Below are 12973 nucleotides of genomic sequence, written 5' to 3'. Positions count from 1 at the left end.
GCAGAAGACCCATTATCCTGATCCCGCCCCTCGGCGGTAAAGCGACCGGGTGTGGATAACCCGAATGAAGGTCAGGTGCGCTCAGAAGCGCGGCGTGCGGCCTTCAAGCCTGGCGCCAACACATTCCATGTGCTCCGGCTGGCCGAGCAAGCCGGATTGCAGCCTGGCCTCCAGGGCAAGTGCCTCGCCCTCCGGTGCCGCCAGCGCCTCGGCATACAGCCGGGTGATGCAGCGAATCGCCCTGGGAGAACGTGTCGCGATCTCCCGCGCGAGCGCCAGTGCCTCTTCCCGCGGATTGGAGACCAGGCGCGTCACGAGCCCGGCTTCCTGGGCCTCGCGGGCGGCAACCTTGCGGCCGCTCCAGCTCAGTTCATGCAACCAGTCAGGACGCACTCCACGTGCCGTGACGCTGATGCCCATGTCAGGAATGATGCCCCAGGCGATCTCGAGCACCGCCAGGCGCGCATCCGGATCACACAGCCGGACATCCGCTCCCAGCGCGATCTGCAGCCCGCCCCCGAAGACATTGCCCTGCAGGGCCGCGATCACCGGTACGCCGGCATCCCGCCAGCCCAGTGCCAGCTGCTGAACGGTATTGCGCTCAGGCGTGCAGCCATTGGCCCCCGCGACGAGCAACTGCGGCACCCGCGATGCCTCTCCCATGATGGCGGCCATGTCGAGCCCCGCGCAGAAACTGGCGCCTTCTCCGGATAGCACGATGGCTCGCAGCCCTCCCTCCTCGGCACGTGCCCGCAACTCTGCCTGGGCACCGAGGATGGCATCGATCATCGCCCAGTCGAGTCCATTGTGCTTGTCGGGTCGATTGAGGCGCACATCGGCGACATGCTCATTGATCATCACTGTCACGCGGCGTGCGGACGGGCACTTTGCGGCATCACTCATGGCGGCTCCCTCGAACGGCGAATGAAACGGCGGTCAGCGATTGCTCACGAGACACGACGGGCAGCCAATGCCCATGTCGACATGAGGTATCTGCGAGACACCTGACAGATAGCGCAATCTCGAGGTCCAGTGTGGCTGTCCGCACGCCATCATGAAACGGTCGTTTGGTCGCAGAAGGTCCACACCCGGCCAATCGACATCACACGGCACCCTCTTGCATGACGTCTATTCGCGCTTGGCACCCGAGACGTCTGCCAGCGAGCGTGACTGGAAGCTGTCCGCCTGAGCCATCGCCCACACGCGGCGATAGAAGGGGAAATCATCCGCTTCCTTGAGCAAGGCGCCGGGCGTCAGGAAGGGGTGCAGGTGCGAGAACAGACGCACCTCATTCTCCGACACGCGATGCACGAGATGGTCTGGAGTGATCTGCCACGGGGTCGAGAGCCCCGAGGCCGCGATGATTTCCGCCAGCGCATGCAGGGTGTTGTGGTGGAAGTGCCGGACCTGCTCGGCCTTGTCTTCCACTACCAGCGACTTCTGTCGCAAATCATCCTGGGTGGCGATGCCCGTCGGGCACTTGTTGGTATGACAGCTCAGCGACTGGATGCAGCCCAGGGCGAACATGTAACCGCGCGCGGCATTGACCCAATCCGCCCCCAAGGCCAGCACGCAGGCGATATCGAAGGCACTGATGATCTTGCCACTGGCGCCGATGCGCACGTCATCACGCAGCCCCGCGCCCACCAGGGTGTTGTGGACGAACAGCAGCCCTTCGCGCAGCGGTGTCCCGAGGTGATCGGTGAATTCCGTCGGCGCGGCTCCGGTGCCGCCCTCGCTGCCATCCACCACGATGAAGTCCGGCACGATTCCCGTTTCGCGCATTGCCTTGACGATGGCCATGAACTCCCAGGGCTGGCCCAGACACATCTTGAACCCGACCGGCTTGCCACCGGACAGCTCTCTCAGCCGCTGGATGAACTCCAGCAACTCGACAGGGGTACTGAAGGCGCTGTGACTGGCCGGCGAGATGCAGTCCTCGCCCATCGGAATGTCACGCGTCTCGGCGATCTCGCGGCTGATCTTGCTGGCTGGCAGCACACCGCCATGCCCCGGCTTGGCTCCCTGGCTCAGCTTTATCTCGATCATCTTCACTTGCTCGCTGGCCGCCTGACGGGCGAACTTCTCGGCATCGAAGCCCCCCTGCTCGGTGCGGCAGCCGAAATAGCCACTGCCCAGCTCCCAGATCAGATCGCCGGCGAATTCGCGATGGTAGGGGCTGATGCTGCCCTCGCCGGTATCGTGCGCGAATCCTCCCAGCATCGCGCCCTTGTTGAGCGCACGGATGGCATTGCCACTCAGCGAACCGAAACTCATCGCCGAGATGTTGAACAGCGAGGCACTGTAGGGCTGCGCACACTGCGTATTGCCGATCGTCAGACGGAAGTCACGAAAGTCAGGCACTTCGGAGGTCTGCATCGAGTGTCCGATGAATTCGTAACTGTCGGAGTAGACATCCAGCAAGGTACCGAAGGGCTGCGAGGAATTGCGCTGGCGTCCGCGGGCATAGACCAGCTCACGTTGCTTGTGGGAGAACGGTAGCTGGTCGGTATCCGACTCGAACAGGTACTGACGCATCTCCGGGCGCAGCGCCTTGAACAGATAGCGCATGTTGCCGATCACCGGGTAGTTGCGCCGCACGGCGTAATCCGACTGCCGCATGTCGTTGATGCCGACGGCGACCAACAGCAGAAAGATCACGGCCAGCGGCCACACCCAGGGGGTCTGCATCGTCAGAAGCAGACAGACGAGAGCCCCCAGCACACAGAGCAGAAAGACGGAATAACGCGGCAACAGCGACCATTTCAGCTTCATCACGACATCCTTGTAATGTGTCAGGCAGGGATTCGTGCCCCAGACCTCGAGGCATCCCCCACCTTAAGCCACCCGGCGTCCGACACCCAGCTCCCGACGTGGAACGCCACGTTGAGGGAGCCAGATGCCGCCAGCCAATCGGCTCGCGCGTCAGTCAGAACGCAAGACGCCCCCATGGCGTTCACCATGGGGGCGTCGGTCAGGCAATCATCACCTGTGCATTGCGCGCTCTCGCGGGATCAATCGACCCAACGACGTGCATTGCGGAACATGCGCAACCAGGCGCCATCCTGCTCCCAGTCATCCGGACGCCAGGAGTTGGTGACGGCGCGCGCCACACGCTCCGGGTGCGGCATCATGATGGTGACGCGCCCGTCGTTGGTGGTGAGACCGGTGATACCGGACGGCGAGCCGTTCGGGTTGGCCGGATAACGCGTGGTGGTCTGGCCGTAGTTGTCGACGTAGCGCAGTGCCACCTGGCCGCTGCTCTGCATCTTGCGCAGGTGAGCGCTGTCGCGGAACTCGGCACGCCCTTCACCATGCGCGATGGCGATCGGCAGGCGCGAGCCTTCCATGCCATCGAGGAACAGCGAGGCGCTCTTCTCGACCTCGACCATCGCGACACGCGCCTCGAACTGCTCGGACTCGTTGCGCACGAAGCGCGGCCAGGCCTCGGCCCCCGGGATCAGCTCCTTGAGCTGGGAGAGCATCTGGCAACCGTTGCAGACGCCCAGCGCGAAGCTGTCGTCACGCTGGAAGAAGCGCTCGAACTGTTCACGCGCACGCGCATTGAACAGCACCGACTTGGCCCAGCCGCCGCCGGCGCCCAGCACGTCACCGTAGGAGAAGCCGCCACAGGCGACCAGACCCCGCATGGTGTCCAGATCGACACGCCCTTCAAGGATGTCGCTCATGTGGACGTCCACCGCCTCGAAGCCGGCGCGGTCGAAGCTTGCCGCCATCTCGAGCTGACCATTGACGCCCTGCTCACGCAGGATCGCCATGCGCGGACGTGCACCGGTGTTCAGGTACGGCGCCGCGATGTCCTCGTTGACGTCGAAGGTGGCCTGGACGGAGAGGCCCGGATCACGCACGTCGTTGATGGACTCGAATTCGCTCTTGGCACAATCGGCGTTGTCACGCGCGGCCTGCATGCGATAGCTGGTCTCGGCCCACAGACGCTCGGCACTGGCACGCGTGGTGGAGAGCAGGTTCTGGCCCAGCAGCGTGATGTTGATCTGCTCATCATGACGCGGCGTGGCGATCACACCACTGTGCTCGAGACCCACGGCCTTGAGCTCGGCGAGAATGGACTCGGTGTGCTCGCGACGCACCTGCACCACGGCACCCAGCTCTTCCGCGAACAGCGCGCCGGTGGCCTGACCCGGCTCGGCGGCGGTCCAGTCGAGGGAGATGTCGAGACCGACACGCCCCGCGAAGGACATTTCCATCAGGGTGGTCAACAGGCCACCGTCGCTGCGGTCGTGATAGGCCAGCAGCTTGCCTTCGACATTGAAGCGCTGGATGGCCTCGAAGAAGTGCTTGAGGTCTTCCGGCTTGGCAAGATCCGGCGCGTCATTGCCGACCTGTCCATAGACCTGCGCCAGCGCGGAGCCACCGAGACGGTGAGCGCCATGGCCGAGATCGATCAGGATCAGGTCCGTCTCCACGGCCTCACCATTCAGCGTGCGACGCAGCTGCGGCGTGAGGGTACGCATGGCGTCGGTGACCGGCGCGAAGCCTGTCATCACCAGCGACAGCGGCGCGGTGATCGACTTGTCTTCGCCGTTCTCGTCCTGCCAGGCGGTACGCATGGACATGGAGTCCTTGCCGACCGGAATGGTCAGATCCAGCGCCGGGCACAGTTCCATGCCGACGGCGTGGACGGCATCAAACAGCGCCTGATTCTCGCCGGTGTGATCGGCAGCGCTCATCCAATTGGCGGAGAGCTTGATGTCAGACAGCTTGGCGATCGGCGCGGCAGCGAGGTTGGTGATCACCTCGGCCACGGCCAGACGCGCGGAGGCGGCCGGCGAGATCAGCGCGACCGGCGTGCGCTCGCCCATCGCCATCGCTTCACCGACGTGGCTGTCGAGGGAGCTGGTGGTGACGGCGCAATCCGCCACCGGCACCTGCCACGGACCGACCATCTGGTCACGCGCGACCATGCCGGTGATCGAGCGGTCACCGATGGTGATCAGGAATTTCTTGGAGGCGACGGTGGGCAGCTGCAGCACACGGGTCATCGCTTCACGCGGGTCGAGGTTGTCCAGTGCCAGTGCCGGCAGTTCCAGCGCCTGACGCTCGAAGCTGCGTGACATCTTGGGCGGCTTGCCGAACAGCACGTCCATCGGCAGGTCGACCGGACGCGTATCGAAGTGACCATCCTTGACGATCAGCTCGTGCTCTTCCAGTGCTTCCCCGACCACGGCGTAGAGGCAGCGCTCACGCTCGCACAGCGCTTCGAAGGTGGCCAGATTCTCCGGCGCCACCGCCAGCACGTAGCGCTCCTGGGATTCGTTGCACCAGATTTCCAGCGGGCTCATGCCGGATTCGGCGCTCGGCACGGCGCGCAGGTCGAACAGACCACCGCGACCGCCATCCTTGACCAGCTCCGGCAGTGCGTTGGACAGACCGCCCGCGCCGACATCGTGGATGAAGCAGATCGGGTTCTTGTCATCCAGCGCCCAGCAGCGATCGATGACTTCCTGCACGCGACGCTCCATCTCGGCGTTGTCACGCTGCACGGAGGCGAAGTCGAGGTCTTCGCTGGAGCTGCCGGAGGCCATGGAAGAGGCGGCACCGCCACCCAGACCGATCAGCATCGCCGGGCCACCCATCACGATCAGCTTGGCACCGACCGGAATGTCGCCCTTCTCGACGTGCTGACTGCGGATGTTGCCGTAGCCGCCCGCCAGCATGATCGGCTTGTGATAGCCGCGACGCTCGATACCACCGGCGCCGAAGGCATCCTGCTCATAGGTACGGAAGTAGCCGTTGAGGTTGGGGCGGCCGAATTCGTTGTTGAAGGCAGCGCCCCCGATCGGACCTTCGAGCATGATGTCGTAGGCGGTCTTGATGCGCTCCGGCTTGCCGTAGTCGTGCTCCCACGGCTGTTCGAAGCCCGGGATACGCAGGTTGGAGACGCTGAAGCCGGTCAGACCCGCTTTCGGCTTGGAGCCGACACCGGTCGCGCCTTCATCACGAATCTCGCCACCGGCACCGGTCGCGGCGCCCGGATAGGGGGCGATGGCGGTCGGGTGGTTGTGAGTCTCGACCTTCATCAGGATGTTGATCGGTTCCTGATGATAGGTATAGATGTGACCTTCGCCTGTCGGGAAGTAACGCCCGGCAGTCGGGCCTGCCATGACGGCGGCATTGTCACTGTAGGCGGACAGCACGCCATCCGGATGATGCTGGTAGGTGTTCTTGATCATCTTGAACAGCGAGTGCGACTGCGCTTCGCCGTCGATGGTCCAGTCCGCATTGAAGATCTTGTGGCGGCAATGCTCGGAGTTCGCCTGGGCGAACATCATCAGTTCGATGTCGGCAGGATTGCGGCCCAGAGTCTTGAAGGACTCGACCAGATAATCGATCTCGTCATCCGCCAGTGCCAGGCCCAGAGAGCCATTGGCCTGCACCAGTGCGTCACGACCACCGCCGAGGATGTCGACATGGGCAAGCTTTGCCGGGGCCTGATGCTGGAAGAGGCGCGCCGCGTCCTGAGTACGCGTCAGCACCGTTTCGGTCATGCGGTCGTGCAGGCGGGAAGACAGCGTGGCGAAGAGTTCTTCGCTCAGAGGGGCGTCGAGCTTGATGCGATAGGCGATGCCACGTTCGAGGCGGCAGACTTGCGGGAGACCACAGTTGGCAGCGATGTCGGTGGCCTTGGAAGACCAGGGCGACAGCGTGCCGAGGCGGGGAACGACGAGGAAGAGATGACCTTCGGGAGAACTCTCGTCGCGACTGGGGCCGTAGTCCAGCAGACGCTCGAGCGTGGTCCGGTCGGTACTGCTCAGTTCACCATCGACCTCGGCCAGATGCAGGTACTCGGCATGAAGGGATTCCACCTCCGGCACCAGCTCGCGCAATGCAGCCAGTAGACGGGAGTGACGGAAGGCGGAAAGGGCAGGCGCGCCTCGCAGTTCGAGCATGGTCAGGGAAAGCCTCTGAAGCAGCGTGAACGGACAACCGCCGAGCGGCGGCAGCAAGCGCATATCATACGTGAAAGCCGCCCGTGAACGAAGCCCGACAGTCACATGCGTTGGATGACAGTGTGAAGCGCTGTCGGTATGGTGAAACCCCTGCCGTGAATGATGCTGACGCATGCTCAAGACCTCGCTTTCCTCCCTCATCACGCCCCTGCAAGCACTGCTGCGCCATTCGCGCCGGTGGCTTGCGCTCGTGGTGATGGCGCTGGCCCTGCTGTTGCCGGAAAAGACCCTGATCGCCCCGCCCTCCCGGCTTGACGATGTTCGCACGCGCGACTTCCTTCAGGTGGTGACTCGCAACAGCCCGACCACCTACTACCGTGGCCGTCAGGGCCCCACCGGTTTCGAGTATGAGCTGGCGCGAGACTTTGCCGACTACCTCGGCGTCAGCCTGTCGATGGATGCAGAACACAATATCGAATCCCTCACCCGAAGCGTGCGTGATGATCAGGCCGATTTTGCCGCCGCCACCCTCCCTCTTGACCTGTCAGAGCAGGGGCTGCGCTTCACTCGACCGATTCTCGAACTGCAGGCGATGGTGGTCTATCGACGCGGAATGCAACCGCCCAGAGAGCTTGAAGATCTGGTCGGCAAGCGGATCGGCGTCATCAAGGGAGCCGGTACCAGCCTGATTCTGCATGAGCTTCAACAGCAGCTTCCCGAGCTCAGCTGGAAGGAAACCGGCGAACTCGAGGTGGCCGACCTCCTGCAGCGCATCGAAGAAGATAGCCTGGACGTGGCGGTCGTCTACGCCCACCAGTTCAAGCTCAATCGGCTGTTCTTCCCCAATGTGGAGAACGGTTTCACCGTGGGGGACCCATTGACTCTGGCCTGGGCCTTCCCGGCGCAGGGAGATATCTCCTTGCTGAGCGCTGCCAACGATTTTCTCGAGACACGCAGCGAGGATGGCACCCTGGACCAGCTGGTCGACCAGTACTTCGGGCATGATGACTATCTGGAATATGTGGGCGCTCGCACCTTCATCCGCCAGGCACGAGAGCGGCTCCCGCGCTACATCGATACCTTCAAGCAAGCCGCTCGCGATACCGGCATCGATTGGAAACTGCTGGCGGCGGTGGGGTACCAGGAATCCCATTGGCAACCGAAAGCGACGTCACCTACCGGGGTACGTGGGCTGATGATGCTGACCAACGCCACCGCCCGCGAGATGAACGTGGCCAATCGTTTGGACCCCGTCCAGAGTATCGATGGCGGGTCACGCTATCTTGTGAGTATAAAGGGGCGTCTTCCCGAAGGGATTCAGGAGCCGGACCGGACCTGGATGACATTGGCAGCCTACAATGTCGGTCTCGGGCACCTGCTGGATGCCAGGCGCATCGTGCGCATGAAAGGTGGCAACCCCGACCACTGGAAGGATGTGCGCGAGGCATTGCCTCTGCTGCAGAAACGCCAATGGTATCAACAGGTACGTTATGGCTATGCCCGCGGTGGTGAGCCTGTCATCTATGTACGCAACATCCGGCGGTATTATGAAATACTCAACTATGTTTACCGCAGTCAGCAGCAGTTCTATCAGCTGAATGAGCGCCAGATAACCGATGATGAAGGGGACAACAACCCCTTCGATACCGTCCCCCCGATCCTGTGATCCATGAACAAGGTAGTGGGAAACCTGTCGGCGACTCGTGACAGGCGAGAAAAGCGCGCACGGGGCGTGGTGCATCAGGAGCTTCTAAGGACAGGGAATGACACGCAGATTCATCTTGATGTTGCTTGGCCTGCTTGCCTTCGGCGTCGCCTTGCTGGGCCTCTGGCCTCGCGCCGGCCACGAAGCCAATGCACTGCTGTTGATCATGCTGACATTGCAGGCGGCAGGGCAGACTGCGTGGCACTGGCGAAACCTGTTCCTCAGTCCACTGTTTCTCGGCATGTCCCTGCTCATCAACCTGGTGCTTACCTGCACCTTTCTCTTGCCGGAAAGCTGGGTCGGTGTCGATCATTGGGGCGCGTTGCTGACCGCCCTGCCCGGTGACTGGCATGTCGCCAACATTCGCCCTCCGATTCTGATTCTGCTGGCATGCCTGGGGCTCAACTGCTGTTCTCTCTTGCGGATGCGCCTGGGCTTCGGCGCCACGATACAGCTGGCGCAGACGACTCTCATACTGATCTTCGCCATCATCGCCGACCCGAGTCTCTCCGTGGCCAGCATGCCGCTGGTAGGGGTGGAGCGAACCACGCTGCTTGCCTTCCTGGGCTTGCTTCTGGCTGCACAATGGCTGGATCTGCTGCCAGCGCTCACTCGCATGTGGCGACGCAACGTACTACCCCTGGCCATCTCTGCCTCCATCACGCTCGTCTGTCTTCTGGCGTGGCAACAGCAGACCAAGGATGAGAACAACCGCATCAACCAGGCGACCTATGTACTGGGCGACAAGATCGCGACACAGCTGTCACGCGAGATCGATGATCAACTCAATGCCATGCGGCGCTTCGCCGGCTTCTGGAGCCTGATGGGGCAGACACCTTCACGGGGTGAATGGCAACGTCTGGCACGAAATTATTACAATGATTTCAATTACTTCCAGAATATCGCCTTCATTGATCCCGACAGCGTGGTGACTCTGGTATTCCCCGACAAGGGCGGCAACCATGATCTGCTGGGCGTGAGGCTATTTGATGCCCAGCCAGATACCCCCCTGCGCAATCCGCTGGAGCTGGGCATTGAAGGCCACACCGGCATCATCGATCTCCTGCAGGGCGGCAAGGGCATGGTGTCCTACCTGCCTGTACGCAATCCGCGTGATGGAGACATCCTCGGCGCCATCGCCATGGTGGTAGATCTGGCACCGCTGCTGGACCAGGCACTGGATGCCGCCCGCAATGATGCCTTTGCCATCACGTTGTCAGAACGCAGTAATGTCTACATTCATGTAGGCCCGGAAAGCCGTCTTGCTCCCTGGGGGCATCGAATCCCCATCGAACTTCCCGCCACGGACCTGACGCTGGGCTTGCAGCCGACGCAGCATTACCTCGCAGCAAGCCGTGGCCGCCTGCCAGAAGTCACGCTCCTGACCGGCATCATGCTCTCGTATCTGCTCTTCCTGGTGGTCTACATGTACCGCCGCGTCTCCCAGGAGCATGGCATCGTCAAGCAAGCCAACGATGCCCTGAAGGAAGAGATGACGCGCCGAGAGCGACTGCAGAACGAGATACAATGGCTGGCACGTCATGATGAGCTGACCCAGCTCCCCAATCGCCGTTATTTCCTCGAGCAGGTGCAGACCTTCAATGGCCAGATGCCACTGACGGTGATGATACTGGACATCGATTTCTTCAAATCGATCAACGACAAGCTGGGGCACCTCGAGGGCGATCGCTATCTGCAGAAGATAGCCTCGGTATCGCGAGCGCCTGTCGAGGCAGCAGGAGGGATTCTGGCACGTTTCGGCGGCGAGGAATTCGTCGTCTGCATCCCCGAATGCCCTCGTGCTGTCGGCCGGACGCTCGCGGAAGAGCTGCGTCGTGCCGTACAGGCGGCAGGTCTCCCCCAGCCTGCCACGGACAGTGTCGTCACCGTCTCGGTTGGCATGGCCTGCGTGGCCAGAGCACCTCTGCGACTGGAAGCACTGCTCCAGGCGGCGGATGAGGCGCTGTATCGCGCCAAGTCCAGTGGGCGCAATCAGGTCCAGGTCGCCGCCTGAAGCCTCATGCTCCCTTGAAGCACCGGCTTCATCGCAGGGTCATGGCAAGCGCCGAGTCAGGGTGACGCATCGGTTGGCAACGCGGCAGCGCGCCGCTCGGCAAAGAACTGCTTGAGCAGGCGTTTCGCCTGGGCAGCCAGCACCCCACCTTCTATCTGTACCTGATGGTTATGCCACGGCTGCACGAAGAGGTTGGCCCGAGACTCCACCATCCCCGTCTTCGGCTCAGCGGCACCATATACCACGCGCGCCACACGGGCATGGATCAGGGCACCACTGCACATCATGCAGGGCTCGAGGGTGACATAGAGCGTGCAGTCATCAAGCCGATAGTTGCCAAGCCGGGCCGCTGCTGAACGCAGTGCCTGAATCTCAGCGTGTGCCGTCGGATCCGGAGTCCCGACCGGGGCATTGAACCCGCTCCCGATGATCTCCCCCTGTGGGTTCACCACGACGGCCCCCACCGGCACCTCTCCAACATCCAATGCCAGCCGCGCCTGATCCAGGGCGCGGTGCATGTAGTACTGATCCTTGCGAGGCATCGCCGCCTCAGACCTCACGCTCTCGTCGCTCACCGTCATTCTCCGGTATCCTGATGTCATTGGCGCAAGCGACATGATACCGACTAATACCAACGCGCTCATTTGCTCGTATCAAAGCCGCTTGCCGTGACTCTTTTTCCTGAAGGATGGGACGATGACCGACGCTTCACCGACACCGCTTGAATCACTCGTCACCTTGCTGGGGCTGGAAACTCTGGAAGAGAATCTCTTCCGGGGTCACAGCCAGGATCTCGGCTTTCCACAACTGTTCGGGGGGCAGGTACTTGGCCAAGCGTTGTCCGCCGCGACACGCACCGTCCCCTCGGAACGGAAGGTGCATTCGCTGCATGGCTACTTTCTTCGCCCGGGGGATGCTCACAAGCCAGTCGTCTACCAGGTCGATGGCGTACGTGATGGCGGCAGCTTCACGACCCGACGCATCAGCGCCATCCAGAACGGCAAGACCATCTTCTTCTGCAGCGCCTCCTTCCATGGCAAGGAAGAGGGCTTCACGCATCAGCTCGCCATGCCCGATATCGAATCCCCTGAGCAGTTGATCGAACAGGGGGCACGCATCGAACGTTACGAGGGCCATCCCATCGAGTTCCTGCGCATGAAGGCCCCGGCTACGACAAGCGAGGGCGCGTCATCAGCGCCACCTCGTCAGCGCCTCTGGTTCCGTCTTTCAGGCGAGCTGCCGGAAGATGATGCTCTGCACCGTTATCTCCTGACCTACAGCTCCGACTTCAACCTGCTGGCCACTGCGCTGGGAGGACACGGTGTCCGCTTCGGCTCCCCGGAGCTGCAGATGGCCAGCCTGGATCACTCACTCTGGTTCCACCAGGATGTTCGCGTCAACGACTGGTTGCTGTACGAGATGGATAGCCCGTGGGCAGGCGGTGCTCGCAGCTTCTCGCGCGGCAGCCTCTACAATCGCCATGGCGAATTGGTCGCGTCCAGCGCTCAGGAAGGGCTGACGCGCCTGCGCCAACGCTCCTGAACGATCGATGGAACGACGATGCCCCTCTTGAGAAGCACTCTTGAGGGGCATCGTTTGTTCTGACTTGCAGCCAAGGGGTCGTGCTGCAACCACCGCCATTGCCACGAGATGCAGATCACTTCAGTGCCGTTCGGACCCGCGTACAGTTCTCGTCCCGATAACGCTGCTTGTAGTCATTGCGCTGAGACTGCCAACTACGCATCTGGCCTGAAGACCCACCGCCACGACGCATGGCGGTATAATATTCGATCTTGTTCTTGATGAACTGGCAACGTTTTATCTTCTCTTCACGCTCACCAGCAGATGCTGCTCCTGAAGCCGTCAGACCTATCAAGAGCACCATCAACGCTGCCAGCAATGACCTTGATGGGATAAATGAAAAGTATTTCGACATGCCGCCTCCTTGCGCGCGTTCACGAATAGTCCCGTGCGTGGTATTCAATGACATCGCAATCATCGATCAGGTTCTGCAGTAGAGAGAATATCCCCCGAGAACGTGGAATGCCTGCCCATGAGACTGATCATCAGCAGAGTACTGCCGTACTTCACCCTCCGCACTGATCAATAAACAAGAAAGCCGCTATCACGAAAATGATAGCGGCTTCTTGAGTCAATGTTTCAGCGGGCTTCGCTTATCCATGGTCCTCTCTCGCACAACCTTCTGAGAGCACGACTTTTCTCACTCACAAAGAGAACCGCCCCTGCAGCTGGGCTGCAGGGGCGGTTCGGTATAAGTGCCTGACGATGACCTACTCTCACATGGAGAAACTCCACACTACCATC

The 12973-nt window shown here is 61.9% G+C and carries 8 protein-coding genes; 3 read left to right on the top strand and 5 right to left on the bottom strand.

Annotated features, from left to right (window positions below; genetic code table 11):
- Positions 1-81: 81 nt before the first annotated feature.
- The 3 genes from OW493_RS13345 to purL all read right to left on the bottom strand — a co-directional run bounded on the left by OW493_RS13345 (position 82) and on the right by purL (position 6929).
- The gene (locus tag OW493_RS13345; RefSeq protein WP_289864396.1) at positions 82-903 is read right to left on the bottom strand and encodes a crotonase/enoyl-CoA hydratase family protein; all 822 of its coding nucleotides are present in this window, start codon (positions 901-903) and stop codon (positions 82-84) included.
- A gap of 225 nt (positions 904-1128) precedes the next feature.
- Complete coding sequence (locus OW493_RS13340; protein ID WP_255303294.1) at positions 1129-2775, bottom strand: FMN-binding glutamate synthase family protein; 1647 nt, start codon at positions 2773-2775, stop codon at positions 1129-1131.
- A gap of 239 nt (positions 2776-3014) precedes the next feature.
- On the bottom strand, positions 3015-6929 hold the full coding sequence (gene purL / locus OW493_RS13335; RefSeq protein WP_289864395.1) for a phosphoribosylformylglycinamidine synthase: 3915 nt from the start codon (positions 6927-6929) through the stop codon (positions 3015-3017).
- A gap of 256 nt (positions 6930-7185) precedes the next feature.
- Here purL and mltF point away from each other — a divergent pair, with 256 nt between their 5' ends.
- Positions 7186-8595 carry a membrane-bound lytic murein transglycosylase MltF gene (mltF, locus tag OW493_RS13330; protein ID WP_170877505.1) on the top strand — a complete coding sequence of 470 codons (1410 nt, stop codon included), beginning with the start codon at positions 7186-7188 and terminating at the stop codon, positions 8593-8595.
- Between the two features lie 97 nt (positions 8596-8692).
- Complete coding sequence (locus tag OW493_RS13325) at positions 8693-10648, top strand: diguanylate cyclase (RefSeq protein ID WP_077380192.1); 1956 nt, start codon at positions 8693-8695, stop codon at positions 10646-10648.
- A gap of 56 nt (positions 10649-10704) precedes the next feature.
- Here OW493_RS13325 and tadA read toward each other — a convergent pair whose 3' ends face one another.
- Positions 10705-11190, bottom strand: a complete 486-nt coding sequence (tadA, locus tag OW493_RS13320; protein ID WP_217622062.1) for a tRNA adenosine(34) deaminase TadA — start codon at positions 11188-11190, stop codon at positions 10705-10707.
- Between the two features lie 154 nt (positions 11191-11344).
- On the opposite strand from tadA, the gene OW493_RS13315 reads away from it, so the two are divergent.
- Positions 11345-12190: an acyl-CoA thioesterase II gene (locus OW493_RS13315; RefSeq protein ID WP_077380196.1), complete on the top strand. Its 846-nt coding sequence runs from the start codon at positions 11345-11347 to the stop codon at positions 12188-12190.
- Positions 12191-12305: 115 nt separating this feature from the next.
- On the opposite strand, the gene OW493_RS13310 is transcribed toward OW493_RS13315, so the two are convergent.
- Entirely contained in the window at positions 12306-12584 is a 279-nt protein-coding gene (locus OW493_RS13310) for a hypothetical protein (protein ID WP_176494292.1), read from the bottom strand.
- Positions 12585-12973: the final 389 nt, after the last annotated feature.

Origin of the sequence: Cobetia sp. 14N.309.X.WAT.E.A4, from assembly GCF_030397495.1 — a bacterium.
Lineage (GTDB): Bacteria > Pseudomonadota > Gammaproteobacteria > Pseudomonadales > Halomonadaceae > Cobetia > Cobetia marina.
This window is presented reverse-complemented; position numbering and strand designations above follow the sequence as displayed.